The sequence below is a fragment of the Streptomyces sp. P1-3 genome (assembly GCF_050613155.1).
Lineage (GTDB): Bacteria > Actinomycetota > Actinomycetes > Streptomycetales > Streptomycetaceae > Streptomyces.
Map to the genome: position 1 here is coordinate 4,165,001 of NZ_CP192512.1, position 17,579 is coordinate 4,182,579.

The following is a 17,579-nucleotide window of genomic DNA, read 5'->3' on the forward strand; positions in this document are numbered from 1 at the left end:
TAGCCAAACTCCGAATGCCGGTAAGTGAGAGCGCGGCAGTGAGACTGTGGGGGATAAGCTCCATGGTCGAGAGGGAAACAGCCCAGAGCATCGACTAAGGCCCCTAAGCGTACGCTAAGTGGGAAAGGATGTGGAGTCGCAGAGACAACCAGGAGGTTGGCTTAGAAGCAGCCACCCTTGAAAGAGTGCGTAATAGCTCACTGGTCAAGTGATTCCGCGCCGACAATGTAGCGGGGCTCAAGCGTACCGCCGAAGTCGTGTCATTGCAGTACATACCCCCAACGGGGACTGTGATGGGTAGGGGAGCGTCGTGTGCCGGGTGAAGCAGCGCCGGAAGGTAGTTGTGGACGGTTCACGAGTGAGAATGCAGGCATGAGTAGCGATACAAACGTGAGAAACGTTTGCGCCGATTGACTAAGGGTTCCTGGGTCAAGCTGATCTGCCCAGGGTAAGTCGGGACCTAAGGCGAGGCCGACAGGCGTAGTCGATGGACAACCGGTTGATATTCCGGTACCCGCTTTGAAGCGCCAAACATTGAATCAGGCGATGCTAAGTCCGTGAAGCCGCCTTTGATCTCTTCGGAGTGATGGGGAGTGGTGGAGCCGACGGACCAGACTTGTAGTAGGTGAGTGATGGGGTGACGCAGGAAGGTAGTCCAGCCCGGGCGGTGGTTGTCCCGGGGTAAGGGTGTAGCCCGAGAGATAGGCAAATCCGTCTCTCATACAAGGGTGAGACCTGATGCCGAGCCGATTGTGGTGAAGTGGATGATCCTATGCTGTCGAGAAAAGCCTCTAGCGAGTTTCATGGCGGCCCGTACCCTAAACCGACTCAGGTGGTCAGGTAGAGAATACCGAGGCGTTCGGGTGAACTATGGTTAAGGAACTCGGCAAAATGCCCCCGTAACTTCGGGAGAAGGGGGGCCATTTCCGGTGATGGAATTTACTTCCTGAGCTGGGGGTGGCCGCAGAGACCAGCGAGAAGCGACTGTTTACTAAAAACACAGGTCCGTGCGAAGCCGTAAGGCGATGTATACGGACTGACGCCTGCCCGGTGCTGGAACGTTAAGGGGACCGGTTAGCTCCATTTCGGTGGGGCGAAGCTGAGAACTTAAGCGCCAGTAAACGGCGGTGGTAACTATAACCATCCTAAGGTAGCGAAATTCCTTGTCGGGTAAGTTCCGACCTGCACGAATGGCGTAACGACTTCTCGACTGTCTCAACCATAGGCCCGGTGAAATTGCATTACGAGTAAAGATGCTCGTTTCGCGCAGCAGGACGGAAAGACCCCGGGACCTTTACTATAGCTTGATATTGGTGTTCGGTTCGGCTTGTGTAGGATAGGTGGGAGACTGTGAAGCATGCACGCCAGTGTGTGTGGAGTCGTCGTTGAAATACCACTCTGGTCGTGCTGGATGTCTAACCTGGGTCCGTGATCCGGATCAGGGACAGTGTCTGGTGGGTAGTTTAACTGGGGCGGTTGCCTCCTAAAGGGTAACGGAGGCGCCCAAAGGTTCCCTCAGCCTGGTTGGCAATCAGGTGTTGAGTGTAAGTGCACAAGGGAGCTTGACTGTGAGACCGACGGGTCGAGCAGGGACGAAAGTCGGGACTAGTGATCCGGCGGTGGCTTGTGGAAGCGCCGTCGCTCAACGGATAAAAGGTACCCCGGGGATAACAGGCTGATCTTCCCCAAGAGTCCATATCGACGGGATGGTTTGGCACCTCGATGTCGGCTCGTCGCATCCTGGGGCTGGAGTCGGTCCCAAGGGTTGGGCTGTTCGCCCATTAAAGCGGTACGCGAGCTGGGTTTAGAACGTCGTGAGACAGTTCGGTCCCTATCCGCTGTGCGCGTAGGAATATTGAGAAGGGCTGTCCCTAGTACGAGAGGACCGGGACGGACGAACCTCTGGTGTGCCAGTTGTTCTGCCAAGGGCATGGCTGGTTGGCTACGTTCGGGAGGGATAACCGCTGAAAGCATCTAAGCGGGAAGCCTGCTTCGAGATGAGTATTCCCACCTCCTTGAGAGGGTAAGGCTCCCAGTAGACGACTGGGTTGATAGGCCAGATATGGAAGCCGGGTAACCGGTGGAGTTGACTGGTACTAATAGGCCGAGGGCTTGTCCTCAGTTGCTCGCGTCCACTGTGTTGGTTCTGAAGTAATGAACCAGGTGCTGTTCTTTGAATACAGCATGTCCGGTTGTTATCTTCATAGTGTTTCGGTGGTTATTGCGTTAGGGAAACGCCCGGTTACATTCCGAACCCGGAAGCTAAGCCTTTCAGCGCCGATGGTACTGCAGGGGGGACCCTGTGGGAGAGTAGGACGCCGCCGAACAAATTTTAGAAAACGCCGTGTTCCTTTGAGGAAACTCAAAGGAACACGGCGTTTTTGCGTATCATCACCTGATGGGATATCAGGTTCGGACCATCAAGGCCGATGAGTGGCAGCAGGTCAAGGAGTTGCGGCTGACCGCGCTCGCCGACCCCATCGCGCCTGTCGCCTTCCACGAGACATGGCACAACGCCTCCAACTATGCCGACGACGTGTGGCGTGTCCGGACGGAGCGCAGCGCGGCCGGGACGGATATGACGACGTACATCGGCGAGACCGCGGAGGGCACCTGGGCCGGAATGGTCGTCGTCCTGGTCGAGCCGAGTGGGCAGGGCGAGCCGAAGGGCGAGGACGCGTCCCTGGATCTGGATACCGCTCACCTCGTCGCCGTCTATATGCGCCCGGAGCACAGGGGGACAGGTCTCGCCCGTCAGCTGTTCGACGCCGCGATCCGATGGAGCTGGGAGTTGGAGTCGCCCCGTATCGAACGTGTGCGTCTCTGGGTGCACGAGGACAACGTCCGCGCCGAGGGCTTCTATCGCAAGCTCGGTTTCGTGCGGACCAGTGCCTCGGCGCCCGATCCCAAGGCGCCGTCCAGGACCGAATTCGAGATGGCGTTGCCGCGGCCGGACGGCGGCGGCACGCGATAGCCGGAACCCCCACGCCGTACGGGCTAGCGGACTAGCGGACGAGCGCGCGGTGGGGCCAGCGGGCGCGGGCCTGCTCCTGAGAGCGCATCAGGGCCAGCGTCAACAGCCCTTGGGCCGCGCCCTGCGCGATCAGGTCGGGCAGGGCTGGGATCGGGGCGACCGCGGCGACGTCGTCGAGAACCAGGGTGACTGGTGGGTCGAGCCGACCGGAGGATGACCGTTCGGCCATGCGCCGGCCGTGCTCGACCACGCTTGATGCGAGTGCGGTGAGCAAGGGCATCGCACCCGGGTGGGTCCGCGGATCCTCGATGGATTCGCCCACGAGGTAGAGCGTTCCCCCCTCGGCGATGAATGACTCCAGCGCGAGCGCATCGGCTCGCCCCGGGTTGCACGCGTCTCTTATATGGATCGAGGACAGCGCCGAGAGGGCACGGGCCGTCAGCTCCAGGGCCACGTCACGGCGTTCGGGGTGCGCGGTGAGGGTGGCTTCCAGCTCGCCCGCCACACCGCCGAGGGCCTTCGGATGCGTACGGAGGATGCGGACCGGCTCGTGTGCCGAGCCGCCCTGTGCCCACCGGTGTACCTGGCGGAAGGGCCGGCCGTCGACGGCGGCGGCGTGCAGCCAGCAGCGCAGCAGCGTCTCCGCCGCGTCGGCGGTGGGCCGGTCGAGGGCGTGCGCGGGCCGCACCGGCGCGAGTAGGGCGGCGGCCCGAGCCGCCGCCACGTCCCGTACCTCGCACCCTGCCGCGGGGTTCCAGCGCAGCCGGGCCGGGGTGTCGAGAAGGTGGGCGGGGTCGAAGACGTGCACGGCGCCGAGCTTGGCCCGCGCGTCCTTGGTGGCGGACCACACCTCCGGGTCACTGGTCACGACCAGGACCGGGCCCTCGGCGTCCAGCACCGTGCGGACGGCGGCGTCGCCGCGCTGCGGGCCGTAGAGGACGCGTGGCAGGGACGGTTCGGGCGACGGGAACAAGGCGGCGCGCGGAGCCGCGACGGGCGTGCCGGGCGCGGCGGACACCTCCATCGACGGCGCGACGGGCGTCCCTGATGCGTACGGAGGCTGCTGATCTGCCGCTTGAGGGGCGTGTGCGGGCGCCTGGGCCGCCGTCTCGGCCTTGTCGCCGTACGGGGCCGACGGCCCCTCCGAGGCCGTGGGAGAGCCGTCCGCGGGCTGCGAAGGCGCACCGATCGCCGCGGCTGCCGGGACAGGCCGTGAGGGCGGAGCCCCGCCGAGTGGCGGCGCGGCCCCATCGACCGCCCCCTGACCGGGCACGGATCTTGTGCCGGGGCCCGTGTCCGCGCGACCGTGCGAGGCGGCCCTCTCGTCCGGGGCGGCGTTCTCGTACCGGGCGGGGAGCCTGTCGTACGGGGCAGAGGTCCTCTCGTATGCCGGCGCGCTTCCGTCCGGAGCGGCGGGCACGGACACGTCCTCGGCCGCGGCCCGGCGGTCGGTGGCCTCCTGGCGGCGGCGGGCCCGCACGATCCGGTAACGGGCCGTCGTGCCGATCGCGAAGACCGTCAGGACGAAGAGGATCATCAGCTGGCCGATGAAGAGGCCCCAGAACAGCCCGTACCCGGAGAGCTGTTCCGCTGGTGTCTCCGGCCAGGCCGCCGCCAGGTCGTGGGGCTCGGATATGAGGCTGCGCAGCGCTTTCGGCGTACGGACGAAGGTCACGTTGTCCGGCCAGGCGCCCTTGGCGAGCAGCCCGGCCAGGCCGGTCGCCGACCACATCAGCAGTGTCATCCCGACCAGGAAGCCGATGACGCCGATCAGCAGGCTGTCCGGGATTCCGCGCTCCGGCGGGCCTTCGGGACCCCGCGCGCTGCCGCCACCTCGTCCGGACTGTGCGCCGCCCTTGCCGCCGCGCCGTGGATCTCCTGCCGCCATGTCACGCCACCGTCGACCCGTATGACGACCCTCCGTAGGAGGGACCGCCATACGCCGCTTCCGCCTCTTCGGCGAGGTGTTGCTCCACCGCCGCCGCGGCCCGTTCCTCGGCCTCCGCTTGGGCGGCCATTTCCAGCGCTAGCCCGTCCTCGGTCATGGCCCGGTCGGTGTAGACGAGCGGGCGCTCGGCCTCGGTGATCAGGTGTTTGACCACCTGTACGTTGCCGTTGACGTCCCAGACGGCGATGCCGGGGGTCAGGGTGGGAATGATCTCGACGGCCCAGCGTGGCAGGCCGAGCACCCGGCCGGTGGCGCGTGCCTCGTCCGCCTTCTGCGCGTAGATGGTCCGGGTAGACGCCATCTTGAGGATGGCGGCGGCCTCCTTCGCCGCCGCGCCGTCGACCACGTCCGACAGATGGTGAACGACGGCGACGAAGGACAGGCCCAGTCGGCGGCCGAACTTCAGCAGCCGCTGAAAGAGTTGGGCGACGAAGGGGCTGTTGATGATGTGCCAGGCCTCTTCGACCAGGAAGATGCGCTTCTTGCGGTCGGGCCGGATCCAGGTGTGCTCCAGCCAGACGCCGACGATCGCCATGAGGATCGGCATGGCGATGGAGTTGCGGTCGATGTGCGACAGGTCGAAGACGATCAGGGGCGCGTCGAGGTCGATGCCGACGGTCGTCGGGCCGTCGAACATGCCGCGCAGGTCGCCGTCGACCAGCCGGTCCAGCACCAGCGCGACGTCCAGGCCCCAGGCCCGTACGTCGTCGATGTCGACGTTCATCGCCTCGGCCGACTCCGGCTTCGGGTGGCGCAGCTGCTCGACGATGTCGGTGAGGACCGGCTGCCGGTCGGTCCGGTTGCCCTCGGCGGAGCCGAACTGATTCAGCGCGGCGGCGTGCGCGACCTTGAGCGCGAAGCCGGAGCGTTCGTCCAGGCCGTGCCCCAGGGCGACCTCGATGATGGTGCGCAGCAGGGCGAGCTGGCCGGTGGTGGTGATCGTCGGGTCGAGCGGGTTGAGCCGGATCCCGCCGTCGAGTGCGGCCATCGGGTCCAGCCGGATGGGCGTGATGCCCAGCTCCTGGGCGATGAGGTTCCATTCGCCCACGCCGTCCTCGCCCTGTGCGTCGAGGACGACGACCTGGCGGTCGCGGAAACGCAGCTGGCGCAGGACGTACGTCTTCTCCAGGGCCGATTTGCCGTTTCCGGACTCGCCGAGGACCAGCCAGTGGGGGGCGGGCAGTTGCTGTCCGTAGAGCTGGAAGGGGTCGTAGATGTAGCCCTTCCCCGAATAGACCTCGCGGCCGATGATCACGCCGGAGTCGCCGAGTCCGGGGGCGGCGGTGGGCAGATAGACGGCCTGCGCCTGCCCCGTGGAGGTACGGACCGGCAGCCGGGTCGACTCCACCTTCCCGAAGACAAAACTGGTGAAGGCGTCGGTGATGGCGCCCATCGGATCGACCACGGCCAAGCCCCTCTCGTCCTTACGTCCTTGTCCGGTCCTGGCGGCGCTAGCGGCGGATGCCGGTCGCGAACGGCAAGGTGTTCACAAAGGCCCGGTGGTGTTCGCGGTCGCACCACTCCAGTTTGAGGTAGCTCTTTCCCGCGGAGGCGCGGATGGTGCGCTTGTCGCGGGCGAGTGCCTCGGGGGAGCGGGAGGAGACGGTGATGTACCCGACGAGGTTGACGCCCGCGGCGCCGCTCGCCAGGTCCTCGCCGCGCTGGTCCAGTCGGCCGTGCGCGGCGATGTCGCGCGGGTCGACGGTGCGGTTCATCTTGGCGGCGCGGCTGGCTTCGGCCTCGTCGTTGGTCTTCTCGGTCAGCATCCGCTCGATGGCGACCTCGGTGGGTTCCAGGTCCATGCAGACCGCGACCGTGCGGATCACGTCGGGGGTGTGGACGAGCAGGGGCGCCAGGAAGTTGACGCCGACGGGCGTCATGGGCCACTCCTTCACCCACGCGGTGGCGTGGCACCAGGGCTCGCGGGTGCTGGACTCGCGGGTCTTGGCCTGGAGGTAGGTGGGTTCCATCGCGTCCAGCTCGGCGGGCCAGGCGTTGCGCTGGGTCATCGCCTGGATGTGGTCGATGGGATGGTCCGGGTCGTACATCGAGTGGATGAGGGACGACAGGCGGCCCTGGCCGAGCGGCTGCCGCACGCGGATGTCGGCCTCGGCGAGGCGGGCGCAGATGTCGGTCAGTTCGCGTGCCATGACGACGGCGAGGCCGGCGTCCTTGTCGAGCTTGCGGCCACCGGTGCTCTGCCGGGTGGCGCGGGCGATGACCTGGGCCTCGGTGGCGAGGTCGCGCGTGTAGTGCATGCAGGCCACGAGATAGGCGCGGTGCTGCTCGGAGGAGGTGGACACCATGGACTGGAGCTGGTCGTAGGAGTCCTTCAGCCAGGCGGGGGCCTCGTGGTCGCCGCGCCGTTCGACGTCCTTGGCGTGCGCGTCGGGGTCGGCGGGGAGGGTACGGGCCAGCATCTGCAGCCGCGTCACGAACCCGTCGCCGTTGGCCACGTGCTTGAGGAGGGTGCCGAACCGGTCGACGAGGGCCTCCTGGTCCTCGGAGTCGCGCAGGCCGACGCCGGGCCCCTCGATCTCGATGGCGGCGGTGACGGTGCGGCGGTCGGCGTGCAGCAGGACGGCGATCTCGTCGGGGCCGAAGGGCGCGGCGAGCCAGCTGATGCGGCCGATGCCGGGGGGCGGGCCGATCTCGATCTCGCGGCCGTCGATGCGCGTGCCGGCCTCGGCGGCGGTGGAACGGTAGACGGCGCCGCCCTTGCGGGTGATGCGCTTGTACGAGCGGTTGATCTCGAACCACTTGTAGAAGGTGCGGCCGTTGTACGGGACGTAGACCGCGGCCAGGGCGAGCGTGGGGAAGCCGACGAGGGCGACGATGCGGAGCATCAGCAGAGGGATCAGCAGGCCGCACATCATGCCGACGAAGGCGCCGCCGATGATCAGTGCGATCTCGCCGGATTCGCGGTTCTTGCCGACGATCGCGTTGGGGCGGGCGCGGCCGATCAGATACGTGCGGCGGGGCGCGATGGGGTGGGACTGGGCCTCAATCGTCAACGCCGGTCACCTCCCGGATTGGTGCTGGTGCTGGTGCTGGTGCGGTTGCTCGGGCTGCGGGGCGCGGGGGTGGCGGGCGTGGCGCTGCCGCCGCCGCCCGAGCCGCCTGGGGCGGGGGGCGTGTTGCGCGTGCTGTGGGCGGCCACGCCGCCGGAGACCGGGTTGGCGGGCTTGGGCTGGCCCGCGCCTCCGCCGCCTCCGCCCTCGCCGCCGGTGCTGCGGGCACTGTGGGTGCTGATCCCCTGCTTCACGAGGGAGGCGGGGGAGCGGATGATGGCGGCGGCCTGGCGGGAGGCCGGGTCGGAGCTGGCGCTGCGGGACTGGATGATCTCGTCGCCGAAGCCGGGCACGAAGCGGTAGATCATCGCGCTGGCGAAGATGGCCAGGATGATGATCGACAGGCCGGAGACGACGGCGGAGAAGGCGTCGGGCTCGTCGCCGGTGGAGGAAAGCGCTCCGGCGAGGGCGAGCACGATGACGATGACCGGCTTCACGAGGATGACGGCGACCATCAGCCCGACCCAGCGGCGCACGTGGCGCCACATGTTCTTGTCGACGAGACCGGCGTAGACGGCGGTGCCGAGGAGGGCGCCGACGTAGAGCAGGGCGGCGCGGATGGCGAGCTCCAGGCACAGGACGCCGGCGGCCAGGATGGTCACGAGGGAGACGACGATCAGCATGATGGGGCCGCCGCCGATGTCCTTGTCCTGCTTGAGCGCTTGGGCGAATGAGTTGAAGAAGGCGGTGTTGTCGGCGCCTGTGCCGGAGGCGATGACGTCGCTGACGGCGTCGGTGGCGGAGACGACGGTGTAGAGGACGAGGGGGGTGAAGGCGGAGGCGAGGACGGTCAGCCAGAGGAAGCCGATGGCTTCGGTGAAGGACTGGACGAAGGGGACGCCGCGGATGGCTCGCTTGGCGACGGCGAGGAGCCAGAGGATGAGGGTGAGGATGGTGGAGGCGGCGAAGACGACGGCGTACTGGCGGAGGAAGGACTCGTTGGTGAAGTCGACGTTTGAGGTCTCTTTGACGAGCTTGGAGACTTTGCCGACGAGCCAGGCGGCGGCGTCGGCGCAGTTGTGGGCTAGGGAGGCGGCGGGGTCTAGGGGGGCGGAGGGGTCGGGTGCCTCTCCTGAGAAGTCGCCGTTGTTCCTTTCACAGTCCTCCTTGGCCTTGCCCAGGAGAAACGAGCAGTCTGCTTTTCCCGAGGGGCTTGGGCTGGGGGTGGGCGCAGCAGCGGCACGGGCTGCCACAAGTACGGCAGTGGTCTGCAAGCCGGCCAAGATACCGACGAGTGTGACCGTGCGTAGGCGTGGGCTACCGAGCATAGGTGAACCCTCCATACTGCTCGACCGCCTTGGCGATCTCATCGGCTGTCGATGCGCTGCGGTCGCTGTTGACCGGAGCGGGGCCACTCTTTTGAGAGTAGCTCTCGACCTTCCAGTCATCGCCTTCCCAGCGCAGTTTGAGCGTCATGGTGAACCAGTCGTTGGTCACTGGGTTTTTCGAGCCCTGTCCAGCGGTGCCGAAAACCCCTGTACACCAGACCTCGACGGTGGCCGAAGTATCCGCGTGCTCGGTGGTCTTGGTGCCGATGGGGGTCGTGCGCGAGATGTACGTCATGCCCTCGGCGGCCTTGCCGTTCTTGTCGAGGCCGATGCTCGTGAGCATGTTGGTGGAGTACGCCTTGTCGAGCCTTCCCTGAAAGTCGCTTGCCGCCGATGTCATGAAGATCTGCGGCACGAGCTCGTGCCGCCGGTCCTTGTTGAACATATCGACGGACCCCAGCGCCACCGCGTAGTTCGCCGCCGCGCTCTGCGCCCCCTGTTCCGATTTTGCGAACCCCGAGGCGATCCCCGTGACCTGATTCTTCCCGTTCACCGGGCGTTCGCCGGTCGGGGCTGTGGCTTCTGCCTTGGGGCCGTTGTCGTTGTCGTTGCCGTTGGTGCCGGAGGAGGAGTTGGTGGAGGTGTCGTCGGAGGCGTCGTCGCCGCCGCGGTTGGCGAAGGCGATGGCCGCGATGAGGATGACGAAGACGCTCACGACGGTGATGAGATTGCGGCTTGGCTTGGTGCGGGTGGGGCGGCGGGGGGAGCCGTAGCCGTCTCCGTCGCCTTCCGGGAGGTGGGTACGGGTCAGATGGGCGTCGCCGCCGCCTCTGCCCGTACCGCCCGTGCGGGCCGGGTCCTGACCGCCGTAGCCGTCCCCGTATCCGTCGTCGCCGCCGAGACTCATCGCCCGTACGCCCCTTCAGCTGTGTCGTGCACCGGTGTAGCTGTCATGCCGCCCACATATGACGGTAGCGGCGCGGGCCGCGGAGTGGGGGCGGCAGTGTGATTGCACATCAGGCTGACACAACCTCAGCAAGTGGACTGGGCAGATGGGAGGGAGGAGACGGGCGGGGGGAGAGTGAGGACGGAGGAGACACGGGGCGTGTGGGGCTGACCGCTTCCCCCGGGCCAGTCGTCGGTCGCCCGCGTGCGGTCCCGGGGCCGGGCTGTCCCGGGCGCCTGGGGGGGGGGCTCCTGGTGTCCCGGGCGCTTGGGGGACTCCTGGTGTCCCTGGCGTTCCAGGTGTTCCGGGCCGCGCGACCGTCCTGTGGCCGGTGCCCCAGGCTTCCCCGGGTGTTCCCGGTGGTCCCAGGCTTCCCCCGGGTCTTCCCGGTGTCCCGGGCCTCCCCGGGCCTCCCCCGGCGTTCCGGGGGCTTCCGGTGGCCCGGGCCACCCCCGGTGTACGGGGCGTGCGTTCGCCCGCGCGCGGTGTCGGTCCGCGTCCAGCCGTCAGCCTGGCTCCAGCCGGGCCGGCCGCGGGGTTCGCCCGGGGACGGGTGCCCGGCTAAATGGCCATCCCGTACACGATCGTGAACAGGGTGCCCAGTGAGCCGATGATGAACACGCCGGTCAGGCCTGCCACGATCAACCCCTTGCCCTGCTCGGCGCTGAACGTGTCGCGTAGGGCGGTCGCGCCGATGCGCTGTTTGGCCGCTCCCCAGATCGCGATGCCGAGGCAGAGGAGGATGGACACCGCCATCACGACCTCGACCATCACCCTGGCCTCTTGGCCCAGGCTGCCGAAAGGCCCCCAGTTTGGGGCGATTCCGCCGATGATGAGGTTGATGTCGCCCTTGTCGCCGGCTGCCAGAAACATTGTGAACTCACCGCCCCTTATGGATCGTTGTGTACGTCTGCCGCATGGCGCACGTCAGCTTCTATCTTCGCCGACGAAGTCGCCCGCGCATGTCGGCTTGGCCGCATTTCTTGCTGGATCTCGTACGTGTTGTAGGCCACTTGCAGGCCGCGGTGTGCCGAGCGGGCCGCCGTGCGGTGGAACATACGACCTATCATCACTCTGTGTATCACTGATTGTGACGTTGAGCAACGGCTGCCCGGTGTCTGGGGATAAGCCGCTCGGTGTCTGGGACAAGCCGCTGGGCGCGTTGCCCTCAGCTTGCTCCGTGCTCCGTCTCGCGCGGCGGCTCCTCCGCGAAGTCGTCGAACTCCCCTGCCTTGACGCCCTTGAGGAACGCCTCCCACTTGGCCTGGGTCGTGACGACGATGTTGTCCGGGTCGCGGCTCTCCCGCATGTAGATCCGGCCGTCCGGGCCGGCGGCCACCTCCAGGTACGGCTCGTTCGGGTCGTCCCCTTCGAGGGGGTCGGGCCGTTGCCAGTCGAGCTCCATCGGTCTCGCTCCTCGCGGCTGGTCGTCGGTGGGCAGTGCAGCGGAGCGGACTCTACGCGGACTTACGCCGACCCACGCGGACTCAGGGGGCGTCGTGCCCGGTCCGGCCCGTCAGCGGTCAGTTCGCGCCGCACCGTACAAAAGCGCGTTCGTACACTCCTCAAATGGGGGAGGATGAACGGGTGCGTAAGGTCTGGCTGAGCGTCAGTGTCGGGATCGGGCTGTGCCTTTCATTCATGGCGCTGCTCCTCCTCGGCACCTACATGGTGGCCGGAAACCTGGCGTCCGGCGCCGGAGGCAGGACCGTCGGGCTCGCCAAGGGCGCCGTGCCCGCCGCCTATCAGGGCCTCGTGCAGCGATGGGGCAACCTCTGCCCCGCCATCAACCCCGCCCTGCTCGCCGCCCAGCTCTACCAGGAGAGCGGCTGGAACCCCAAGGCGCAGAGCCCCGCGAACGCCAGGGGGATAGCCCAGTTCATCCCCGGCACTTGGGCCTCGCATGGCGTGGACGGGGACAAGGACGGCGACCGGGACATCTGGGATCCCGCGGACGCGATCCCCTCCGCGGCCGCCTACGACTGCTCGCTCGCCAGGTACGTGAAGGACGTTCCCGGCAATGCGACGCACAACATGCTGGCGTCGTACAACGCGGGCGCGTACGCGGTGATCAAGTACCGCGGCGTGCCGCCGTATCGCGAGACGCAGAACTACGTGAAGCGGATCACCACGCTCGCCAAGAGCTTCGAGGCGCCGGTCCAGCCCGTGGCGTCGTCCCAGCAGGCGGCCGGGGCGATCTACTTCGCGCAGGACAAGCTCGGCACGCCCTACCTGTGGGGCGGCAACGGCACCCCGGAGCAGAACGGGCGGTTCGACTGCTCGGGACTGACCAAGGCGGCGTACCACTCGGTGGGCATCGAGTTGCCGCGGGTGGCGAACGACCAGTGGAACGCCGGGCCGCACCCGAAGCGCGACGAACTGCTCCCTGGTGACCTGGTGTTCTTCGCGTACGATCTCGGCGACCCCCGGTCCATCCACCATGTGGGCATCTACGTCGGCGGCGGATACATGATCAACGCGCCCTACACCGGCGCGGTGATCCGTTTCGACAAGATCGATACGCCTGACTACATCGGCGCGACGCGGGTGACGCAGGATGGCGCGAATGCGGCGCGCCGCGCGAACTCTGTGTAAGGCATTGGGCCTGAGCTGCGACGATGGGTCACCCTTCGATAACGGCCCGGTGATCTTTGGGTTGAGCGTGGAACGCAGAGCGTGATCAGGGCGTTTGCTAGGGGTGAGGAGGCAGCATCGAGCGGGGGCCGGCAGCTGCACATAGCGACAGGCAAGAGATAAGGGGCCGCGGCACATGGCTGGACTCGCACTGGGGTCCCCCCTGGCGGAGCTGAGGGGGGAGTCCGACTCGAACCCCGATGTCAGCCTGCTCTACGACATCAACGGACTCGCTAAGGACGCCCCGCACTGGTTCGACCGGGTCATGGAGTTCGTCGGCGAGTACGGCATCGTGCTCGGCCTGGCGCTGCTGATGGTCGGTGCCTGGTGGAGCGTGCGCAAGCGGCCGAAGGACGCGCCGAGCGCCGTCGCCGGGCTGGTCTGGGCGCCCCTCGCCGCCGGCATCGCCCTGCTGGCCAACATCCCGATCCGCGGCTTCGTCGAACGCCCAAGGCCCTTCAAGGATCATCCGGGACTCGACGTCCTGGTGGCGGGCAAGAACGACTACTCCTTCGTCAGCGACCACGCCACGTTGACCATGGCGCTGGCCGTCGGAGTCTTCATGGCCAGCCGGAAGTACGGCGTGGGCGCCATCGCCCTCGCGCTCCTGGAAGGCTTCTGCCGTGTCTATATGGGCGTGCACTACCCGACGGACGTGATCGGCGGCTTCGCCCTGGGCACCGCGGTCGCCCTGCTCCTCGCACCGCTCGCCATGATGCTGCTGACCCCGCTGATGACCTCGGTCGCGGGCTCCCGCGCGGCCTGGCTGGTACGCGCCGGTCCCGGCGGGGGCCGGGCGGGCACGCGCCAGGAGACCGCCGCCTCGCCGCCGGTGCCCGAGTCGCGCCGCGACGGACGGGACGAGGACCTCGCCGCCTGACCGGCCGTCCGGTCGTGACACTCCGCCACCAGGCCTCAAAGCGAACGGCCCGCCGCTTCCCTCACGGGAGCGGCGGGCCGTAGCCGTTTTTCGGTCAAGGTCACAGCGCCTGCGGGAAGTCGAAGAGCCGGTTCGGGTCGTACTGCTTCTTCAGCTTCGTGAGCCGGTCGGCCGCGTCGCCGTAGTACGCCTTGCGCCAGTCCTTGAGCCCCGCGTCGGTGTAGTTCTGGTACGCCGCACCCGACGCGTACCGCCGCATCGCCGTATGCGCGCCGTCCAGCCACGCCGTCTGGACGCTGCCCGAGCCGCCCGCCGGCCACGAGGCCATGTACTGCGCGAGGAAGCGCGAGCGCCGGTGCACGAACGCGGTGGCCAGTGGGGCGACCCGGTTGACCGCCCCGCCCAGCGCGGTCAGCGCGATGGAGACCGCCCCGCCGCCGCCGGTCCGGCGGCCGTACCGCTCCGGCTGGTCCAGCAACGCCCGGATGCCCGCCGTACTCAGCGAACGGTCGAAGAAGTCCGAGCGCGCCGCGTACGTCTCGCGCTGGAGCACGCCGTTCGGGGTGCGCCCCGGCGTCTTGCCCGGCAGATGGGACTGGCTGGTGGAGTACGAGCTGCAGCCCGCGTACATCCGCATCGCGTCCAGGTACGTACGGCGGCGCAGCGAGGCGCTGGAGGCCGGCGCTCCCGCGCGGTCGGCGAGCCGGTCGACGGCGTTCTGCAGCGCTCCGTGCGTGCCCAGCGAGAAGCACGCCACGGAGATCCTGGGGGTGCGGCCGGGCGTGGCGGACACGTGCAGGGACGACCAGATCTCGTCCGGCTGGGCGGGGGCCCACTCCTGCCAGGCGCGGAGCACGGCCGCCGCCTTCGACCACGGCCAGGTCAGGTACGCCGTGACGCCGGGAGCCGCCTTGTGAGTGCGGAAGCGCAGTTCGGTGACGACGCCGAAGTTGCCGTTCCCGGCGCCGCGCAGCGCCCAGAACAGGTCGGACTCGCGGTCCTTGGAAACGTCCAGGGTCTTGCCGTCGGCGGTGACGATCCTGGCGCCGGTGAGGCTGTCGGAGGTGAGCCCGTACGCCCGGGAGACGACGCCGTGGCCGCCGCCGAGGGTCAGTCCGGAGACTCCCACGGTGGGGCAGGAGCCGGCCGGGATGGTCACGCCGTGCGCGCCGAGCTGGGTGTAGACGTCGATGAGCTTGGCGCCCGCGCCTATGGTGGCGCTGCCGGAGCCGGTACGGACCGTTTTGAGCGAGGAGACGTCGATCACGAGGCGCCCGTCGCCGCTGGACCAACCCGCGTAGCTGTGGCCGCCGTTGCGGATGGCGACGCGGGCGCCGTGGCGGCGGGCGAAGGCGAGGCACTCGGCTATGTCGGCGGTGTTCGCGATGTACGCGACGGCGGCGGGGCGCAGCTTGTCGAAGCGGGTGTTGTAGAGCTGGCGGGCGGTGGCGTAGTCGGCGTCGCCTGGGCGGATCAGGCGGCCCTGGAGGCCCTTGCCGAGCGCGTTCCAGTCGGTGGCCGTGGGCTTGCCCGCCCGGCCGCCGGGAGTCCCGGACGTGGTACCGACGGCCGAGCCGGGACCGCCGGAGGCCGAGGTGCCGCGGCTGGGAGCGGCGTTCCCGGTCCCGGTGTCGCAGCCGACCGCCCACGCGGCGGCGGCCGCCATTCCGGTGCTCGCAGCCAGCAGTGTGCGCCTGTCCATGGCGGCCTCCGTCGCTCTGTGCTCTCTTCCCCACTAGGCAGAGGGCGAACGGAGGTTCGCGGTTCCCTATGTGTCCGGACCGCCGTGGGCGGTGTGGTCCGCGGCGTCTTCGCGCGCGCGGGCGCGCGCCCGGCGTGCCGGGCCCCGCCAGCCGCAGGAGCAGCGGGCGCTGCAGAAGGCGCCCTTCTCCACGGTGGTGGCCAGGTGCGGGGCGGCGTGGGGCGCGTCCGGGGGAGGCTGCGGGCCGGGGGCGCGCGGCCCGCTGGGCCGGCCGGGCTGCGGGCCGGGGTCGTCTGAAGCGCCGGGGTCGAGCACATGACCACGCTACCGGGGCCGTGACGGGCTTCGGTGCCGGGTCGTTGAAGTAGTGAGTACTCACGTCATGAGCAGCGTGAGCCTGAGGGTGGCCAGGGGGTCAGGGCCGATGGTGAGCCGGCAGCGCGGACGCACGGGTGCGGCAGCGGCGCGCGGGGGGTCCCCCGGGAGGGAGCCGGGGGGCGCCTCCGCCGGGAAAGGGGGCGGCAGACGGGCGGCGACGGCGGTGGCGGGCGGGTTGGCCGTCGGGCTGATGGTGACGGGCGTCGGGTGCTCGTCGGAGCGTGTGGTGGTGGCGGGGCAGGCCGCCGGCGACGCGGTGGCGGAGCTGCGCGGAGCGGCCGACGTGCTGGTGCGGTCGGGGAGTTCCCGGGTCCGTACGACGGTGGAGATGGCCACGGGCGGGACCCGGGTGGCCGTCAGGGGCCGCGGCGGCTACGACTTCGTGGCCCAGCGGGGGCGGCTGAGGGTGGTGCTGCCGAAGGACGCGGCGGGGGTGGCCGAGCACGAGCCGATCACGGAACTGCTGGCGGCGGGTGCCCTTTTCATGCGAAACCGGGGCGAGGGTGTCCCAGCGGACAAATGGGTCCGGGTGGACACGGCGGGGGTCTCGGACGGGAATCTGGTCACCGGCGGGGCGACCGATCCGCTGACGGCCGCGGAGCTGTTGCGGGCGGCGCGGCATGTGAGCGTGATCGGCGAGGAGCGGCTGGGCGGCACGGCCGTGCGGCACTACCGCGGCCTCACCGACATCGGGCGGGCGGCGCGGGTCGCGTCGCCGGGGGTGCGGGAGGCGCTGGGGGCGGCGGCGAAGGGGTTCACCGAGCACGCCGTGGCCTTCGACGCGTATCTCGACGAGCAGGGGAGGCTGCGGAAGATCCGGCACCGGTTCTCGGTGACCAACGGGTGGGCCGGGTCGGGAGGGCGGCAGGACGTCGCCTCCACGACCGAGCTGTACGACTTCGGGGCTCCGGTGACGGTCCGGCTGCCGGAGCCCGCGGACATCTATACGGGCACGGTCGGGTCACCTGGACCCTAGTGCCGCCGGACCGCCTGAGCCTGCGAAATGGTCCGTCCGTGCCATGCGCGGCGTGTGCACCGCTCCCTACCCTGGGAAGTCGCTGCTCGTAAGTGCTCGCATGTGCTCGTAAGGGGAGGTGAAGCACGTGGTGGCGCGTCGTGGCTCTTCGGGCCCGGACTCCGTGGCCCTGATCGAGATCGATCTCTACGGTGACTTGATGATCGCCGCGTCGAGCGCGGACGAGGACCGGCTCAGCCCGGACCGGATCGACGAGATCCTCGGCGTCGACGCCGACCGGGCGGACCGTTCCGTCGGGCAGGACCACCGGTAAGGCGCGCGGGGCGGGCCGTCCGCAGGGCGCGGGCCGATTGTTTTCGGCCAAGGAGCCGGCGAGCGCCGGGCGCCGATCACCGGGCCGTGTCAGGTCCTCAGCAGCCGGGCGATGGCCGCGGTGGCCTCGGCGACCTTGGCGTCGATCTCTCCTCCGGCGCCGTCCCCCTCGTGCGCGGCGCTCTCCACAGCCGCACTGGCGACGCAGTGCCGGAGGTGTTCTTCGAGCAGTTGCAGGGCAAAGGACTGGAGTGCCTTGGTGCTCGCGGACACCTGGGTGAGTATGTCGATGCAGTAGACGTCCTCGTCGACCATCCGCTGAAGGCCTCTGATCTGGCCTTCGATGCGGCGCAGTCGTTTGAGGTGCTGGTCCTTCTGCTTGGCGTAGCCGTGCGGTCCGTGGTGCTCCTCGCGCGCTCCGGTCTGCTGGTCACCGTCGGCCGTGCCGCTGTCGGCTGCCGTGGTGGTCATGGCGTCCTCCGCTGTTCGC

At 68.7% G+C, this 17,579-nt stretch carries 15 protein-coding genes and 2 rRNA genes (1 of these 17 cut by a window edge); 7 read left to right on the top strand and 10 right to left on the bottom strand.

The annotated features are described in order from the left end of the window. The 3 genes from ACQUSR_RS17875 to ACQUSR_RS17885 form a co-directional block, all read left to right on the top strand. Positions 1–2,120, top strand: a 23S ribosomal RNA gene (locus ACQUSR_RS17875) (it extends 1,005 nt beyond the left edge of the window). Positions 2,121–2,210: 90 nt separating this feature from the next. Next, positions 2,211–2,327, top strand: a 5S ribosomal RNA gene (rrf, locus tag ACQUSR_RS17880). Between the two features lie 71 nt (positions 2,328–2,398). Beyond that, positions 2,399–2,974, top strand: coding sequence for a GNAT family N-acetyltransferase (locus ACQUSR_RS17885; RefSeq protein ID WP_431043562.1), 576 nt, complete (start codon positions 2,399–2,401; stop codon positions 2,972–2,974). A 31-nt stretch (positions 2,975–3,005) separates the two neighbouring features. Here ACQUSR_RS17885 and ACQUSR_RS17890 read toward each other — a convergent pair whose 3' ends face one another. The 7 genes from ACQUSR_RS17890 to ACQUSR_RS17920 all read right to left on the bottom strand — a co-directional run bounded on the left by ACQUSR_RS17890 (position 3,006) and on the right by ACQUSR_RS17920 (position 11,612). Continuing rightward, positions 3,006–4,862 (bottom strand): hypothetical protein, encoded by a 1,857-nt coding sequence (locus ACQUSR_RS17890; protein ID WP_431043563.1) that lies wholly within the window; start codon positions 4,860–4,862, stop codon positions 3,006–3,008. A gap of 1 nt (position 4,863) precedes the next feature. Further along, complete coding sequence (locus ACQUSR_RS17895; RefSeq protein ID WP_431047659.1) at positions 4,864–6,315, bottom strand: ATP-binding protein; 1,452 nt, start codon at positions 6,313–6,315, stop codon at positions 4,864–4,866. Positions 6,316–6,373: 58 nt separating this feature from the next. Beyond that, a complete protein-coding gene (locus tag ACQUSR_RS17900; RefSeq protein WP_431047661.1) occupies positions 6,374–7,930 on the bottom strand; it encodes an SCO6880 family protein in 1,557 nt (518 codons plus the stop codon). A 2-nt stretch (positions 7,931–7,932) separates the two neighbouring features. Continuing rightward, complete coding sequence (locus ACQUSR_RS17905) at positions 7,933–9,261, bottom strand: hypothetical protein (RefSeq protein ID WP_431043564.1); 1,329 nt, start codon at positions 9,259–9,261, stop codon at positions 7,933–7,935. After that, a complete protein-coding gene (locus ACQUSR_RS17910; RefSeq protein WP_431043565.1) occupies positions 9,251–10,168 on the bottom strand; it encodes a hypothetical protein in 918 nt (305 codons plus the stop codon). The genes ACQUSR_RS17905 and ACQUSR_RS17910 overlap by 11 nt, the downstream gene beginning before the upstream one ends. Before the next feature lie 600 nt (positions 10,169–10,768). Next, positions 10,769–11,080 carry a hypothetical protein gene (locus tag ACQUSR_RS17915; protein WP_304462567.1) on the bottom strand — a complete coding sequence of 104 codons (312 nt, stop codon included), beginning with the start codon at positions 11,078–11,080 and terminating at the stop codon, positions 10,769–10,771. Positions 11,081–11,375: 295 nt separating this feature from the next. Next, positions 11,376–11,612 carry a DUF397 domain-containing protein gene (locus tag ACQUSR_RS17920; protein WP_431043567.1) on the bottom strand — a complete coding sequence of 79 codons (237 nt, stop codon included), beginning with the start codon at positions 11,610–11,612 and terminating at the stop codon, positions 11,376–11,378. Between the two features lie 164 nt (positions 11,613–11,776). Here ACQUSR_RS17920 and ACQUSR_RS17925 point away from each other — a divergent pair, with 164 nt between their 5' ends. Both ACQUSR_RS17925 and ACQUSR_RS17930 read left to right on the top strand, forming a co-directional pair. Next, complete coding sequence (locus ACQUSR_RS17925; RefSeq protein WP_431043568.1) at positions 11,777–12,802, top strand: NlpC/P60 family protein; 1,026 nt, start codon at positions 11,777–11,779, stop codon at positions 12,800–12,802. Between the two features lie 175 nt (positions 12,803–12,977). Beyond that, positions 12,978–13,721: a phosphatase PAP2 family protein gene (locus ACQUSR_RS17930; protein WP_431043569.1), complete on the top strand. Its 744-nt coding sequence runs from the start codon at positions 12,978–12,980 to the stop codon at positions 13,719–13,721. 100 nt (positions 13,722–13,821) lie between these two features. Here ACQUSR_RS17930 and ACQUSR_RS17935 read toward each other — a convergent pair whose 3' ends face one another. Next, a complete protein-coding gene (locus tag ACQUSR_RS17935; RefSeq protein WP_431043570.1) occupies positions 13,822–15,423 on the bottom strand; it encodes an FAD-binding oxidoreductase in 1,602 nt (533 codons plus the stop codon). Positions 15,424–15,489: 66 nt separating this feature from the next. Next, entirely contained in the window at positions 15,490–15,738 is a 249-nt protein-coding gene (locus ACQUSR_RS17940) for a hypothetical protein (RefSeq protein ID WP_431043571.1), read from the bottom strand. Between the two features lie 226 nt (positions 15,739–15,964). On the opposite strand from ACQUSR_RS17940, the gene ACQUSR_RS17945 reads away from it, so the two are divergent. Both ACQUSR_RS17945 and ACQUSR_RS17950 read left to right on the top strand, forming a co-directional pair. Further along, positions 15,965–16,777 (top strand): hypothetical protein, encoded by an 813-nt coding sequence (locus ACQUSR_RS17945; RefSeq protein WP_431043573.1) that lies wholly within the window; start codon positions 15,965–15,967, stop codon positions 16,775–16,777. Positions 16,778–16,904: 127 nt separating this feature from the next. Then, positions 16,905–17,090 carry a hypothetical protein gene (locus tag ACQUSR_RS17950; RefSeq protein ID WP_431043574.1) on the top strand — a complete coding sequence of 62 codons (186 nt, stop codon included), beginning with the start codon at positions 16,905–16,907 and terminating at the stop codon, positions 17,088–17,090. Positions 17,091–17,179: 89 nt separating this feature from the next. Here ACQUSR_RS17950 and ACQUSR_RS17955 read toward each other — a convergent pair whose 3' ends face one another. Further along, complete coding sequence (locus ACQUSR_RS17955; protein ID WP_431043575.1) at positions 17,180–17,560, bottom strand: metal-sensitive transcriptional regulator; 381 nt, start codon at positions 17,558–17,560, stop codon at positions 17,180–17,182. Between the last annotated feature and the right edge of the window lie 19 nt (positions 17,561–17,579).